Source organism: Bacteroides sp. D2 (assembly GCF_025147085.1).
GTDB lineage: Bacteria > Bacteroidota > Bacteroidia > Bacteroidales > Bacteroidaceae > Bacteroides.
In genome coordinates this window covers 3,917,893-3,935,179 of sequence record NZ_CP102261.1, presented here as the reverse complement: position 1 = coordinate 3,935,179, position 17,287 = coordinate 3,917,893, and the positions used below count along the sequence as shown (strand labels likewise).

At 40.3% G+C, this 17,287-nt stretch carries 9 protein-coding genes; all 9 read right to left on the bottom strand.

The window, feature by feature from the left end:
• Window positions 1-29: 29 nt before the first annotated feature.
• Entirely contained in the window at window positions 30-1,826 is a 1,797-nt protein-coding gene (locus NQ505_RS13930; RefSeq protein ID WP_004325487.1) for a RagB/SusD family nutrient uptake outer membrane protein, read from the bottom strand.
• Between the two features lie 33 nt (window positions 1,827-1,859).
• Window positions 1,860-5,108, bottom strand: a complete 3,249-nt coding sequence (locus NQ505_RS13925) for a SusC/RagA family TonB-linked outer membrane protein (RefSeq protein ID WP_004325486.1) — start codon at window positions 5,106-5,108, stop codon at window positions 1,860-1,862.
• A 49-nt stretch (window positions 5,109-5,157) separates the two neighbouring features.
• Window positions 5,158-5,688: a sigma-70 family RNA polymerase sigma factor gene (locus tag NQ505_RS13920; protein WP_004302348.1), complete on the bottom strand. Its 531-nt coding sequence runs from the start codon at window positions 5,686-5,688 to the stop codon at window positions 5,158-5,160.
• A 237-nt stretch (window positions 5,689-5,925) separates the two neighbouring features.
• Window positions 5,926-6,300, bottom strand: coding sequence for a hypothetical protein (locus NQ505_RS13915; protein ID WP_004325485.1), 375 nt, complete (start codon window positions 6,298-6,300; stop codon window positions 5,926-5,928).
• A 114-nt stretch (window positions 6,301-6,414) separates the two neighbouring features.
• A complete protein-coding gene (locus NQ505_RS13910) occupies window positions 6,415-10,491 on the bottom strand; it encodes a hybrid sensor histidine kinase/response regulator transcription factor (protein ID WP_004310204.1) in 4,077 nt (1,358 codons plus the stop codon).
• A gap of 59 nt (window positions 10,492-10,550) precedes the next feature.
• Entirely contained in the window at window positions 10,551-12,464 is a 1,914-nt protein-coding gene (locus NQ505_RS13905) for an alginate lyase family protein (RefSeq protein WP_009000859.1), read from the bottom strand.
• A gap of 447 nt (window positions 12,465-12,911) precedes the next feature.
• Window positions 12,912-14,324, bottom strand: coding sequence for a glycosyl hydrolase family 28 protein (locus NQ505_RS13900; RefSeq protein WP_009000858.1), 1,413 nt, complete (start codon window positions 14,322-14,324; stop codon window positions 12,912-12,914).
• 336 nt (window positions 14,325-14,660) lie between these two features.
• Window positions 14,661-15,806 carry an OprO/OprP family phosphate-selective porin gene (locus NQ505_RS13895; protein WP_004302334.1) on the bottom strand — a complete coding sequence of 382 codons (1,146 nt, stop codon included), beginning with the start codon at window positions 15,804-15,806 and terminating at the stop codon, window positions 14,661-14,663.
• A 13-nt stretch (window positions 15,807-15,819) separates the two neighbouring features.
• Window positions 15,820-17,190, bottom strand: a complete 1,371-nt coding sequence (locus tag NQ505_RS13890; RefSeq protein ID WP_004316051.1) for a DUF5690 family protein — start codon at window positions 17,188-17,190, stop codon at window positions 15,820-15,822.
• Window positions 17,191-17,287: the final 97 nt, after the last annotated feature.

Here is a 17,287-nt window from a genome sequence, read left to right as displayed (position 1 = left end):
ATGGTATTATACGTTAAACGATTGAATGATTAATATCCCGGATTTTGTACCAGATTTGAATTCAGGTTGATTTGATTTCTTGGAATCGCCCACAAATAATCTCCCTTAGTAAATGCACAGTCGGATGATTTGAGGAGCACTACACAAGGTAATTTGCCTTTACCTGTTTCCACTTCTTCCGTCCCCTTCGTAAAGATAGCCGAATTGAAAGCACTGGTAGCGTTCCCGTTTTCGTCTACAAATGCTGTCGGATAGCTGGCATTACCTACTACCGCACCGCAACGAGACTCATTCAGATTCTTCTCCGCAATGCCCCAACGTTTCAGGTCGTCACAACGGAAACCTTCCATATAGAGTTCCAAAGCACGTTCACGACGGATCTCATCCAACATTACCTGATTGACTGTCTTAGTCGCATTTGCCGGCACTCCTTCCTGAATTCGCTTTGCCAATGCATTTGTTAGGTTAGCAATTCCCGCACGGGCACGGATTTTATTTATCGACTTATTCAACTGGTCATCTGATATTTCACCATAGCGTTCCATCACGGCTTCGGCATAGTTCAGGTATACTTCTGCTAACCGAAGTACCGGATAATTAGCCGATTCATCTTTACTTTGACGTTGAATATCAGTAATAGCAAACTTAGAAACACCATACCCACAGCTCTCAACTGTCAGGCTCGTTGAATATGAACCCACATAAGAAGTCAAACGGAAATCCCGGTTCTGAAATTCATCCCCCGGATTCTTATACCCCTGAAACTTATCGGACATGCTAACCGGAAGCCCGTCAGTGCATAAAAACATATCAATCAATTTCCGGCTGGGACGCATATCCGTATAAATCACCTGATTCAAATCAACCTGTCCTTTACGCGTTTCCTGACTATATACAGAAGCTATGATAAATTCCTTGTTCGTCGCTCTTCCTGCACCGGCAGGATTGCTAGCTTCTTCTTCAATATTAAACAGATAACGGCTACTCAAATTTTTCATTGCTGCTACATTATTATAATTCCAAAGAGAATAAGCAGCATCCCCCATCACTATTTCGGATAGTTGAACAGATTCTTCCAAGAAAGTATTTACCTGATCGGAAGCCGGACCGGCAGAACCTTCAAAATCAGTAGAAGTGCCATTGTACTTACGCCAGGTAGCTTCATAAAGTAACACGCGAGCCTTAAATGCCTGTGCAGCCTGTTTGCTGATTTTACCTTTGTCGGCAGAGGTTATATTCTGTTCCAACGGCAACCCTGCAATAGCCTCATCCAAATCGGAAAGAATCAAGTTGACAACCTCATAACGGCTGTTACGTTTTCCATATAACTCCGGTGAAGTCACGTCGAGAACTTTCGTAACGACAGGCACTCCACCAAAAAACTTCAATAAGTAAAAATAGTTATAGGCACGGAAAAAATGACCTTCGGCTAATTCTTTTTTAATATCCGCTAAATTACCTGTATAGGAAGAAACTGCTCTTTCAAACATGTGATTAGTGGCACGAATATTACCATAGCAATTACCCCAACGGCTATCGTCATTAGGAACTCCCATCACACCGGTCCCCACACCATACGAATATCTGAAACAAGTAGAAAGATCGGATGCCGCATCCATGTGATCGAATATACTTCCATAGGAAGACTGCCATCCCAATAATTGCCCGTAAAGCCCGTTAGCATATTCACGGAAATGCTCCGGAGTTTTGAAATAAATCACATCTGTCTTGGCATCCAGTGGTTCCAAGTCAAGGAACGTATTCACGCATGAAGAAAATCCCAATGCGCAGGTGCAAATTAATATATAGTTCGTTATCTTTTTCATATCTTCTATTCTGTATTTAATTTTCCATAGCTACTATAAAGTGATGTTCAGACCGAACGACCAAGTACGTGCAAACGGGTATCCACTGTTGTTGGAGGCTGCTCCCATTTCCGGGTCGAAACCGTCTCGAATACTGGTAGCTTCCCATAAATCATTACCAGAGAAGTAAACACGTACTTTTTCCAGTTTCACCTTGCGAGTCCATATCTGCGGCAATGTGTAGCCGACTATTAATGTTTTCAAACGGATATAGCGGTTATTCTGCATCATAAAGTCGTTATTCTGATAATTCCAGCGTGCGAGATTCGCATTGGTAGTCAAGCGAGGGAATTCAGCATTCGGATTGCTCTCTGTCCATGTCTTTCCCAAATATGTCGGGTTCTGATTGGCAGTACGTGTTTGAAAAGGATAAGCCATCCAGTCATTACGGATAACATACTGCTTGCCGACACCTTGGAACATTGCGTTCACATCAATACCTTTCCATGATCCTCCCAGTGTGAAACCGAAAACAAAATGTGGATTGGAGTCACCGAGATATTGCAAATCGCTATTCTCATTCCCTGCACCGGAAATCTTATAATCACCATTCAAATCCAAACGTTTGGTATCACCTGGACGCAACCGGCTTGCACTTCCTGCTCCTACACCAGTCAAATCTTCTTTACCCTCTCCATAGAGTGCATAATAGCGGTCTACTTCTGCCTGATCTTTAAAGTAACCATCTGTGCGATAAAGAAAGTACGAATTCAACGGATACCCATTCACGGCTGCATTCCAACCAGCCCCATAAGAATCTGCTCCTTCCATCTCTTTCAACAGACTCTTTGTATCACCAATATTAAAGTTGGCATAGTAAGAAAAGTCTTTAATCTGATCGCGCCATCCAATAGTGAATTCCCAACCTTTTACATTCAAATGACCACTATTCGTTTTAGGAGCTTTACCTCCTAATACACCCGGATATGTGACATTTACCAACATACCGGTATTATCTTTTATAAAATAATCGAATGTAGCTTTCAAACGATTATCGAAAAAGTTAAGATCGATACCAAAGTTTTTCTGTGAAACTTTCTCCCAAGTACGGTCATAAGAAATTAAACCGCCAAAACCTGAAGATACCTGATTGGCAGGTATAGTTCCAAAACCGGCTGTTCCAAGAGAGACAGTAGACACATAATCGTAATCACCCAGCCCGACATCATTACCCGAACTACCGTAACTTAAACGCAACTTACCAAAAGAAAGAACAGGTTTTAAAAATTCTACAAATTGTTCTTCCGAGAATGCCCATCCCAAAGAGACAGAACCAAAGCTTTTGAAACGATAACCGGGAGCAAACTTGGAATTTCCGTCACGACGCCCCATCAATTCAACCATATATTTTTCCGCATAGTTATAATTCAAACGGGCAATATATGAATAGGTACCATTATGAGTCTTTCCTCCACCGTTACCCTGTGTACCCGTAGCCAAATTCAAATCGTAAATTCCGGCATCCTCAAACTTCTCACGGGCGGTAACAACTTTCTTAGTCACCCATTTCTCGGCATTGATGCCGAACATAGCATCTATATTATGTACTTCGGCAAATGTACGCTTATATTTCAATAACCCTGAATAGTACTGATACCGGGCATTATTTGCCTGTACCAAATATCCCGGCTGATGGGAATCTTTAAAATTCAGCACATCTTGCGGAGTACTAAGGGTTTGTGTTGTTTCATATACTAACTTCGCCGTCTGCTCGCCGAACCAATTGTAACACTGTACCGGAAGCGAATAGCGTTCTCTGCGATATTCCTCATTTTGAAATGAAGCAGTACCCTCGAAAGTGATTCCTTTCCAAATATCCACCAATGCTTTAAAATCGACACGAGTAGTCAACTTCTCTCTCTCGTCACGTCCACCATCCGTTGTAGCTGCTGCCGCATTGCGATCACCTACATTACCGAAGTTAGCGTACCATTGTCCATAGGGATTTTTTGCCGGGAAAAACGGAGCATCGTTTCCGTAAAGTGTACGGTCGATACCATGTGTGGGTGTTTCGGTATTTGTTTTAATCATACTGGCTAAAGTCTCCAGTTTGAACCAATCAGTCAATTTGATGCCGTAGTTTAAGCGCAAGTTCAACTGTTTCTGTCCGTCATAGGCTGTAGCCAGATTAGCCTGGTTATCAGCATAAGCTAATGAAATGCGGTAATCGGATTTATCCGTAGAACCTGCTACACTCAAGTTATGCTGGTAAGAATAACGGCGGGCAAACAATTCATCCAGGCGATTGGCATTACCAACGAACATCGTACCCCAATCGGCTACAGTCGACTCATAAATACCTTCAATGCCTTGAGCCATCTTCTTCAGGTTTTCTTCTCCCCAGCCCCACCAGTCATGTTCCGGCATTTCTTTATTGGCTTCCAGCCACATGGAAGCATATTCCTGCATACTGGGAGAGAAAGCCATAATACCATTGGTAGTGAAACGCATATTGAAGCCATAATCAACCGTTGTCTTGCCTTTACCTTTTTTGGTAGTAACCAAGATAACGCCATTAGCTGCTTTCGCCCCATAAATGGAAGCTGAACCGTCTTTCAATACACTAATATTCTCAATATCATCCGAGTTTAGATTTTGGAATGACTCTGAATTCAATACGGGTACTCCATCCACAATAATCAACGGACTACCGCCATTGACAGATGTCAGACCACGAATCTGGAAATTCAAACCTTCATTACCCGGACGTGAGGAAGAACGAGTGACTACCAAACCCGGAGTGGCTCCTTGCAGAGCAGCACCGACATTGGTAATGGCACGACTTTCCAATACCTGGCTACCAATTTGTTCTACCGCCCCTGTCAACGTCGCTTTTTTCTGCGTGCCATAACCCACTACAACAACCTCGTCCAGTGCATTATTATCTTCCTTTAATACCACTTTAAAATCAGAGCGGCCATGAAGGTTAATAATCTGATCTACATATCCGATATAGCTAACTTTTATCTGTTTGGCATCAGCAGGAATATTCAGCGTAAACCGACCGTCAATATCGGTAATTACTCCTGCATTACTTCCTACGACCACTACATTACAACCAATTAGTGGTTCACCATTCGCATCTGTCACAAGTCCTTTGATGATGCGGCCCGTCTGGACTACCATCAAACTCTCTTCTACAGAATCATTTGCATAGAGCAATACACCGGGCGAACCACCCAGCAGCATGGCGAAAGCCAATGCGACTCCTTTTGAACATAAGAATTTGGATTTAATTTCCATAATACTATTAAATTGTTAAAGTTAATATGTGTTTTTCCGAATCTGGTATTTAACCGACTTTGGAGAATTCATTTTTCAAATAAGTACGAACCGTTTTACGAGCCAGTAATAATTGACATTCTACTGTACGGGGAGATAAGGACAGCTTTCCTGCAATGGCAGGACAAGAGAGTTCATGATTGAAACTAAGTTCATAAATCTGACGGCGTTTAACAGGAAGAGCTTCCATAACCTGGTCATGCATCTTCTTTAGTTCACGAAAATGAATGGTATCTTCTGTGGTATTCCGACTGGTGTCTTCCATCCTATTATATATGTAGGCGACGAAATCTTCCTGTTTATAATAACGACGGATTTTATCGGTTACTATATTGCGAGCGATGGTAAAAAGCAAAGACCAGACTGTATCTTTGTTCACGAATGCCCTGTGTTCCCATAAGCGGACAAAGACATCCTGTGCCAAATCTTCCGCTTCATGCGGATGGCAAATGCGGATAGCGATATAGTTCTTGATATACTCCTTATATTTAAGATAGCATTCAGAGAAGAAGTCGTCAAATGTAGCTTGCTGTTTATTCATGGCATTAAATTTATCCGTTTAACGATGATACAAAAGTAGGAACAAGTTTCAAATTCAAATACCACAAAAGTAACAGATAACAAAACTATCGTAACAAGCGTGTATTTTTGCAAAAACTTCCCATTTCATCGGGATAAATCTAACCGTTACACCAATAAAAAAGGGGATGTCGTTACATTTGACGACTCCCCTGTTCTTATATTTGCATGGATGAAAGCTTTCATCCGGAAGGATTCATTATTTATTTTCCTGTGATGCCTGGAAATCCGGTATACGTTTTACGTTCGCACCTTTCATTACACCTCTTTTGATCGCTTCATTCGTATCGGTGATTTCTTTCTTCACACGTTTATAGTATTCTTTTGTCAGTCCTTTCTCTACTGCTTCCGATTCTGTTACTGCCCAAAGATACTGATAATCCATCAACATCAAATCCGGTGCCACTATTTTAAAGAAAACACTATCATTTGCAAATTTTTCACGTAAGTCTCCCAAATAGATGGTATCTGCAGGATTTACCTCCTTAACATTTGCATTATTTTTTGAACTGCTACCTCCGCAAGAGGATAACATCAAACCTCCTACCAACAAAATTAAAACTAATACTTTCATATCAATATATATTATAAAATAAAACTTCTTCTGCCCCAATGTGAACAAGATCTTACAATTATCTCACTTATTCAGCGCAAATGTAATAATTAAACTACAAACACAAGCACAATGTCATTCTTTTCTTCCCGATTCCTCGGCATATTGCTTGGGAAGCATACCGAACATTTCTCTAAAACACTTCGAGAAATAGCTGGGTGAACTGAATCCTACCCGGTTCGCTATTTCAACAATCGGCAACTGACTTCCTTGTAATAATTGTGCCGCCCGTTTCAAACGGATGCTGCGAATAAAGTCTGTCGGTGTATGTCCGGTGATGGATTGTAGCTTACGGTAAAGGCTCATACGCACCATACCCAAATCGCCACTCAATTCTTCTACGCCATATTCCGGATTGTCCATGTTCTTTTCTATGTATTCCAGACACTTCTGTATGAGCTGTTCGTCTACTGAAGTAATGGTGATAGCACTCGGATTTACTTCTATGTTTTTACGGAATTCCTGTTTTCTCTTTTCCTGCTGCTCTATCAGCTTTTCAATGCGTACCATCAGCATATCAAAGTTGAAAGGTTTCGACATATAAGAGTCTGCTCCTACTTCATAGCTGTTAATCTTGATATCATCGGCAGTACGGGCTGTCAATAATATCACAGGTATATGGGAAGTCTGCACGTTCGTCTTGATCCGACGGCAAAGTTCGATACCGTCTACTTTCGGCATCATAATATCGCTGATAATCAGGTTCGGATTTTCCTCTATCGCTTTTCGCTCTCCTTCCTCGCCGTCTGCCGCTTCAATGATTTGATAAAAATCTTCTAACTGTTCTTTCAGGAAAGTACGGAATTCCTGATTGTCCTCCACTAACAACAGTTTCTTCAGGTTATCATCGACTGTAGATGTAGTGGTTTCTTTCTCTTTAATGTCTGGTGTTTCCGTTCCGATGATTTCTTCCGGCAGTTCGTTCGGTTCCGGTTTCAGGTCCATCGGCAACCAAACGGTGAATACTGATCCACGATCTATCTGACTGTCCACTTTAATACGGCCACCATGTATATTTACATATTCCCTTACCAAATGAAGTCCGATGCCACTGCCTATTTTTTCGTCCCCTTCATTTCCTACCTGATAGAAACGGTCAAAGATATAAGGAAGGTCTGATTCGGATATTCCGATTCCAGTATCAGATACGGATATTCTCACGTAGTTTCTTTCTTCTATCTCTTCTGTCGCGAGCTGTAAGTTCACTGTGCCTCCCTGCGGTGTATATTTGAAGGCGTTGGACAAGAGATTATTCATAATCTTATGTACCTTATCCCGGTCGAAGAACATATAAAGCGCTCTATGTTCAGATTGGTTCACAAAGTTAAGGTGCTTCTCTACTGCCATTGGCATGAAGTTGTTATAGGCAGAAACAATAAATTCCTCCATATCGCCGTTCATCAGATGCAACCTCTCTCCTTTCATTTCCAGTTTGCGGAAATCGAGTAGCTGATTCACCAATGACAATAGGTTTTGAGCATTCTTATAGATGGTATTCAGTTGCTTTTTCATCGCATCGTCTGTCAATCGACGTATCACCATGTCTAATGGCGTGATAATCAATGTCAGCGGAGTGCGGAGTTCATGGCTTATATTTGTGAAGAAGCGGAATTTCATCTGATCCAGTTCTTCTTTCTGCTTCAACGCTTCCTCTTCTTGCATACGAATCATCTTCTGCCGGTTGCGGCGGTTTATTACGTAGATCAGCCCGAAGATTAAGAGAATAACTAAAATTGCATAGAAAATACGAGCGGCCAGTGTATCCCAGAATGGGGGATGAATTACAATTTTGAATGCAGACTCCGGTCCCCATATCCGGTCGTTTCCGGCAGCGGACACACGGAAGATGTATTCGCCCGAAGGGAGATTATTATAGACCACACGTCCTTGTCCATTCTCAAAAAGGGTTTCCGTCCATTCTTTGTCAAATCCTTCCAGTTGGTAACGGAAAGAGGTTTGAGAAGGATTAGGGAAGTTCAGACCAGAAAACTCAAGTGTGATATAGTTCTCATCATATTTTAATTGTACTTCGTCCGAATAACTTAATGCTTTATCAAATAAGACACGTCCGTTATATATTTCGCCCGAAACAACCGGAACATTAAACAAGCGGAATGAGGTAAACAGAGGACGATTGAGGCACTGATTATCTATCATGTTTTCTGGTGAGAAAGCAATAAAGCCGTTCATCAGCCCCAGGAAAAGCTGATTGTCCCTGGTCATTAACGAAGGGAAACTATATAAATCATCCTGACGGATTTCATCTTCCGACAGACAGCTGATTACATGAAAGCTGTATTTATCTGCTCTTCTGTCTACTTTTATCTTATAAATAGAAGTGACTGTCGAAATCCATATATCATGGTTCTTATCTTCCACTACGTTCAGGATAGCTTTAGACAGACCTTCTTCTTTCCCTAATGTGTAGCTTTGCCCATTGTAAGTCAAAACGCTCAAGCCATATTGTGTAGCAAACCATAAAGTTCCCTCATGGTCTTTGAGTATCTGATTATACTTGATACTTCCCTGATTGAAAATAGAATTAGCCTGGCCGTCTTCCTCCGGTATCCATATTTTATTCGTTGCAGGATCGTAAATGTAGAGTCCGTTATCACTGCCTACGACCAACCGGGATTGATTATCTATGGCCAATGCATTCGCTACTTTATATTTTTTGAGTTCGGGAAACTGTTCGGACAATAAGTTTATTTGCCCGTTTTCAGGATTGAATAATCCTACACCACCATATATACTTACCCACAATCGACCGGAAGAATCTTCGACCATGACACGGATATTACTGAAATCCAATTCATTCTGATAATCCGTATCGGGATAATCGTAAGATTGTACCTTTCCATGATCTATGCAGTAGAGCCCATCGTGGTATGTTCCGACCCAAACACGCTTCTTGCTGTCCTCATAAAGTACACGGCAATTCTTCTGACTGAATTCATGATAGAATCTGTTCATGCTTTTAGTCTCCGGTTCATAGCGATAGACACCCTGAGTAGTACCCATCAGAATTTCTCCTTTAGATGTTTCGAGCATACAGCGGATTTCCTCTCCTTTCCAGTCGCCATTTATCATCTTCTTATTGTACAGCACTATTTTATTCATGCTGGGATGATAATAACACATTCCCTGATTATAAAGTCCTATCCAAACGGAATTATTTTCCCGGTCGCAATAGATGCTTTGAATACCGTTTCGTACTGTATTACCTGATAATAAAGGAATATCCAGTGTCCGGGTTACAGAGAAATTGTGCATATCAATGACATAGAATCCATCGATAACGGTTCCTACCCATGCATTTCCACCTTTATCCACATCCATAGAAGTAAACCATGAATAGTGTCCGAGTTGGATACCTGAAATTTGGTTCCATTTTTTATTATAGACATCATAATAGCCTACTCCACGATCCCACATCAACCAAAAGTCACCATTATCGAGTATCTTCAAAACCACACGGTCATCCGGTTTCAGTTGGTCTTTCAGGAAATCAAGTTGATGCACGAAACGTTTCTTTTCTAAATCGTAGCAACGGATAGCCCCTTTCTGATGAACCATCCAACTGTATTTTCCATGACTTTCTACTCCGAGTAATCCTCCATAGTATTCCATAAACTCATCATTCCTACAAACCTGTTCGATTGATTTTGTCTCTGCATCGTACATATAGACAGAGGAACCCGGCGTCAGAAACCAACAATGTTTCTCTGAATCAATAATCAGGTCCGCCACTTTATCCTTTAAGCCGAATTGTTGAAATAAAGAATCTACGTTATAGATGTACTGTTCGGTAGTCAAATCGAAGACGCGTAGGCTCTTGCGTTCTTTCATCCACAAACGTTTGTCGGCATCAATATATTGTTCGGGAATAATATGGTTATATGCTATCGAATATTCGCCATGAATATTGAAAGGGAAATTTGAATAGTTCGCACCATCATACAGGCTTAATAACACAGTACTTCGCACACCGATACGTCCGTCGGGAATGGGGAAAACGCTTTTTACATAGTTATCCGGTAATCCTTCGACAACTCCAATCTGGCGGAATACATAAGGGGATTCTTGCGAGCTAATATAACCCGGATACAATAATCCCATTAGTATGATCAACAAACATATTCGAATTTTCATGGCCATCTTTTTTTGTAGTACTATTATTAAGTACGAACGAAGAATCAAATCCCCTTATCCTACTTTACTATTATTTTCTGAATTTCGAGTTTATCTCCGGCTTGCTCTATCTGTAAACGAAGTACACAAGCTCCTGCGGGAAGAGTGAGTTTTCCTATTTCTCTTTCCGTCCATTGTATAGAACTGGGTAATTGCATGGGTTCTGTCTTTACTTCTGAATCAGAAGCTACGGACAATAAAGAATTTCCTTTTGATTGATAAACAAGATAAACGGTATAATCTCCATCGGTAGGAATACTTACAGTATAATTCATCCATTCTCCATCTTCTATTTGGGTAACGACGTAATTATCTTCTTCTTTTCGTAGCTCTACTGCTCCGTCAGGTCTGTATTCGTTGCCACGTTTCTTTCCTACATTGTGATAGGTATGCCCTTCGGGATCTTCCGCAAGACAATAATAATCGTAATCGGCAGCCGATATTTCACTAGGTAGCAAATGAATTCCTGATACACGCTTTCCCGTAGAGAAAGAAACGGGATCGCCTGCCATCCAGGGAGTCAATCGCTTGGTCAATGTTCCCCAGTCAGTCCATTCATAAAACCAGTTGGGTGCTATCCCCCAGTTTTCGCAACCGTGATGTTCTATCATATAATCACGGTAACGTTTCAACCAGGTATAGTTGTTCTCCGGCAATCCAGCACGTACTGCATAATGCGCCAATGCCATTTCACGAGTTCCGCCACTACCTGCTACGTCTCCACGTCCGTGAGGAGATACGGCTACGGATTCCCAACGTCCACTACGGCTTTTTATCTGGAGAAATTTTCCGTTCTCAAAGGTAACTTCATTTGAATTCTTACTATAACTTGTCGGTTCCCAAGGCTCTTTTTGCTCTTCATAGGTCTGGACTTTAGAGAGGTTATAACGATAGTTCCATTCCAAACCAAGAAGCAAACGGTTATTGAGACAATTATACAAAGAATCTCCCTGATTCCATGCCATTTCTGCGATAGCTACATAATTGTGGATACCTGCCAATACATGTCCCTGGTCGCGACTCGACTCCTGACATTGACCGTTTGGATAGATATAATACTGTAGCTGTTCATCGTATCCATAATCTGAAATCTTGTTTTCTCTTCCTTCCAATTTATAATCAAGCATGGTTGGTGATTTCTTAATCGGTTCTTTGCTAATGACCGGTGGTCCTGAAGGATAAGGTAAATCATCCGGTCGATGCTTCATTCCCAATAAATAACGGTAAGCACGGTCATACATTACTTCGTTATCTAAGTAAATACCCATTGCCATCATTCCACGAGCAGCGAAAAGTCCTTGATTACCAAACCTTGCGGCATCGAAATTAAAAATATTCCAATAGAATGTAACTCCGTTCTTTGAATCATCCCAGTAATTTGCATATTTGGAAGAGAAATCTTCCGTATTGCTATATCCAGGATAGACCAACATATTTTTAAAACGTTGCTGGTCTTCTACTTTCCAACCGGAATAATCACGCATTAATTCGGCGGCATCAATTAAAAGGTAAATCTTTCCGTTATCTAATGGTCCTGTTCCACGACTACTTGTATTGGTATAATAAGAATTAGCATTCAGATATTCGACCGCTTTACGGGCATAAGCCTCATCGCCCGTCAGATGCCAAAGCAATGCTAAATCATGTGCCCGCCTGCCATCTACTCCGATAGTAGCATTAAAACGTCCTTCTCTGATTTGTTTTCCCCGATTGATAACTTGCGTATTGAGTGAAGAATAGGGAGATTCCTTTAATTTCAGAAAAGTAGAATAATAAGGCTCATGTTTCGCCTTGACCATAGCTTTCATCCGGTCTAAATCACCTTGGGTATAGGTGATTCCGGGATGGATAAAGTTACGTCGTTGCGCTTGCACTCCATTTTGAATATTCCCAATCCATACAATCCCAATAATCCATATAATTTTGTTAATCATAGTGCGATTCGTTTTTTATACAAGTGATAAGCAAAGATAGTATTTAGTAATAGAAAGGAGTTCAAAGTGAATGAAACATTTACTTTGATTAGCATAAACCCGGGAATAAAACTCTTGTATTTATACTCATGGTTCTCTTCCAGACTCCTTAATTCTGATTCCAGTGCAGCTTTGCTCTCATCTATTAATAGATAAGTTATTATCTTCCTATTGCAAAGTTCTTTCCTTCTAATACTAAAGTTACTCTTATCTAATAGAAATCTATAATTGCAAGCTTTGATTATATAAACGAAAGTTTCATTTATATAATTGCAAGTTCTAATTATATAAATGAAACTTGCATTTATAGTTTATGTTTAACCTAAAGAAAGTTTGATATTAGAAGAAAAGAAGTTTGCACCTAATACAAAGAGATTTTTCCATTCATACTTCATATACCAGATTATGCTATTTGACTGTGATATTCTTTATGTATTCATTCGTGATAAAATCATCTATATTTTTCATCTTCATGCCGTTGATAATCACATTATCGAAGATGATATTCTTGACGGAACGTTCTTTATCAAACCCTTTCAATAGAGATGGATTCTCCCCTACTCCATTATAAATGATATTCCGAAAAATAATATCTTCAATTCCCCGGCCGGGTTGCTTATCATACTTTGAATTGAAACGAACATTAATATGAAACAATCTTCCCTCCTGAATATTCTCTACACGGATATCCTCAAATAATACTTTGCGTACCAAGTTTTTATCACCGCAATCCACTGCCATACAGCCCTGATAAAGAAGATCATCTTCATCATGTTCCAGAATATCGACATTACGGACAGTTATATTCTCAAGAATCTCTCCAACCTTATCGTCCGGGTTACCGTGTCCTCCAATATTGATCGGATGAGCAATATCCGCCCAAAGGATTGAATTCTGTAAAGTCACGTTACGACTTCCTCCGTAATAGTTCCAGCGATGGGCATAGATGGCAATACAATCATCACTGTTCCGCATAAAAACATTGTCTATTAATACGTCACTGCAACACATCAGATCTATGCCATCACTCCATCCTTTACAACTAAAAGACTTTAAATTATTGATGGTCAACCCTGTAGACTCACCACCAAATACTGTATAGTGATCTGGATTTATAACTGTAATACCGTCAATCCATATATTTTTAGAATGGGTAACTTCTATTCCACGGATCGGATGGTCGAGAATACCACGCCCGACAATGCGTACATTTTCAGCTTTGTCAATCACTAATTTAGCTTTTACAACAGCTCCGGGAGCTAAATAAACAGTAGTATTGGAAGGAATCTGTATCTGTGTGTTCGGCAAATCTTTCGGACGATGGACACCCGGTCCGAAATACATTACTTTGTCACTGCTTTCAGTATAAGTTTCTGTTTCCAAAGGATTAGCAAACAAATGAAGATTATGCAAACGATCACCGTTAAACTCAATCGACAGGCATTGAGGTCTAGTGAGTGTAAAAAAGATAGCATTGTGGTTTACCGTATGTTGTATACCTATTGCTAACGGACGGATTTTCACATCCTGAATGGTGCCATTGTTCTTTTTCACCATCACTTCTACGGGACTGCCTATATCAAACTGTACCATTGAAGCAGATTGTACCCGATCCATATCTACTTGGACTTCATATTCGAATACATCTTTCCATTCACCGCCTGCTTCACGTACTTTGACTGTATAATCATCATTATGTGGCATACCAGTGTTCAATCCTTCCGGATAGGTTACTAATTGGGCATTCCCGAATGTCGAAAATGCAATAGCTATTGCTAACAAACATTTTCTTTTACCTGATAAAACTCCTACTATATTCATATCACTAAACTATGTTATATTTTAATTATTCTGTTTATTGAAGTTCTTTCTAAAACTATACTTTCTATTCCACCCAGGTTGGCAAACTGGTAACAGAAACTATAGAAAAAATAACCAATGCAAAAAATCTCCTTTATTGTCTATTACGAACAATAAAGGAGATTTACCTAGAACATTCCAGTTTTTTCTGTCTTCTTATTTTTTACTTTTTACATACGGTTCTGCATATTGAGTCGGCAGTGCTCTCAATATGTCTTTGAAACATTTAGTAAAACTAGTATACAATACACCTTCCTATTCTTTATTATAGCTTTATTCGAACGGAACTGCCAAGTACTAGAATATGAATTGAAAACGTCCCTGTACTACACTAAAGTTTGTGCTTTCGATCTCTTTGATATGCGAGCCGGGGATGAAGTAGCTATAATTCAATTTGACAGCAATGTGTTTATTGATATAGTAATTCAATCCGAAGGAGAGGTCTTTCTGTGTTCCGCCTTTTATTCCGGCATCATTCAGAGAGAGATAATTGAAACGGGCACATAGTTCAAGTGCTTTTCCTTCCGGTCTTCCGGGACAGGCTACTTCTTCGTCATACAGATAATTCTGTCCCAACAATAGCCAGGAACATTGCAGATAAGCTCCTTGTGCCGTATAGTTCTCAAAACCCTTTTCCCGTTTTACATGGGCGCGGATGTATTCACCCTGAAGAAAGAATTTATGATAGTAAATTAGCAGTTCGGTTCCTATTTTAAATTGGGATGCTGCATGATCTACATCTGCTTGTATTAATGTACGATTATCAATCGTGCTCACGCCCGGAGATTTATAAGTAAACGTATTCCTGTTCTCATCTTCGGGAAGCGTGCCGTCCGGTGTACGATGGATAGCTGCTAATCCTATATGTATCAGTTTCGCTTGCTCATAAAGTGGACGGTAAACCAAACGTCCGTCAATGGCATATCCTTGCGATGCGTTTTTCAGGTTGCTCAAATCATTATCGGTAAAGAATCCGCCACACAGATAGTAATATTGGGTACGATAGGAATAGGCTACTCCCATACGTCGGCTATTTGTCAATGCCAGCACAGCTCCCGGAGATTGGTTGAAGCGAAGATCAAATGTACTACAAATCATATCGAGACTGAATGGCTCATAGAATTGTCCTATCTGAATGGAACTATTCTTATAGGAATAGGTGGCAAAAGCATCTTTGATGGCTACTTTGTTTCCGGCATATCCCATTTCCAGTTTCATTCCCCAGTTCTGATAGGTAGCTTTTACACCGATGCGAAGGTCATTAAATTCCGTGCCGTTGCCAAAGTTATTCGGATTCTTCAGATACACTCCTCCATCCATTAATAGACGCCCGGTGATTTTATATTGTATGCCATCGGGCAGATTCTGTGCCGTTATCCGGGAAGTCGTTAGTATTAGAGATAGAAGGAAGGAGAATTTCAAATATAGTCCTATTATTTTCATCGTCCACCTTTTATCAAATTTGTGAAAAAGTAGTTGGCTCCATACCTTCTCCCGTAAATTTTATCCCGTTGCTCATTTCGGCTTCTTTCGCTTTCTTCAGCTGTTTCTCTTTTTTATAGCGCTGTATCAGGTAAATCATGGAGCAGGTGAAAGCAACCGTACAGATCAGTCCTACGTAACCGGATAATATATTATAAAATTCCAACCAGTTTATGTCTACATGGGCAAATTCTTTGAACATCAAGACAAGTACAGTTCCCGTATATCCGATAAAATCAATGGTCACAATGAAGAAACCGACATTTCCTTTTATCTTGAAACAAGCGATGAAGCGGTCGAAAAAAATGCTTTGAAAACAGAGGTAGGCAATATACAGACAGAGACTTTGGACAAACAGCCAGGTGATTGCATCCAATTGCAGAGAATCATAATTGAAAGATATAAAACTCATGGTGGCTGTCCCAAGTACGACCAATCCCAGCAGGGCAACCAAAACTTTTATGTTACTTTTCACAAAGACCATCGCTCCGAATAACGCCAGAATTATTAATGTAACGACTGTATCTACCTGCGCAAACATCCATGAGGACTGTCCGTTCATATCAATAATCTTCACCAGGAAATCTTCCTTAATATCTCTAAGCACTACCAACATTAGGTTAGCTACAAACAATAATACAAGAAATGGCATAAAGTCGATGAACAGTTCTTTCCGTTGCTTGCCATTCAGAGTTACACGACTACTCTTTTGTTCTATATCTTGTGCCGTAGGTTGTGGCAAACGGGTTAAGCTATATCCCAAAAGAGCCAATAAAGGAAGTGCAAAAGCACCGATAAGTGCCGGCATCCAAAATTCGCTGACGTTCAATGTATTCATAACGAACAATCCGATGGATTTTGCCGTTCCCGAACTGATAACAATACTGATTCCTAAAAGACTGGCCAAAATATCCGTAGTGCGGCGACCTTCGATAAAACTGAAAATAACTCCCCACATACAGCCCAATGACAATCCATTGAAGAACATGGCAAACATATTATAAGGAGTGGGAAGTGCTCCGAACGCAACCAATGACAATTCCGCTACGGCAATGGAAACGAGTATAAACTTCAGGCGATTCTCTCTCTTCAATTCGGAAATCAACTTGATACCTATAAACTTGGCTATCAGATAACCTGCTATCTGAATGATAGTAACCAGTACTTTATAATCAAAGCCGAATGCTTCTATCCCGTCAAAAGTAGCAGCTGTGAAAGGTTTGCGCAATGTATAAACCAGTGAGTAAGAAAGAAGGGCTGCTCCACCTGCCCATAGAATAAAGAGGAAATCGGCTAATCTTCTGTTTGAACTTTGTTTCGATATTGCTTCAGTAATCGTTTTCATACGTTTTCGTTTTAATTTCTGGAGCAAAAGTAGAGGAGAATAGCAAGGGAGAAAATGAATTCTAAAGATTCATTTTATTCATTATCAGGTAGAAATG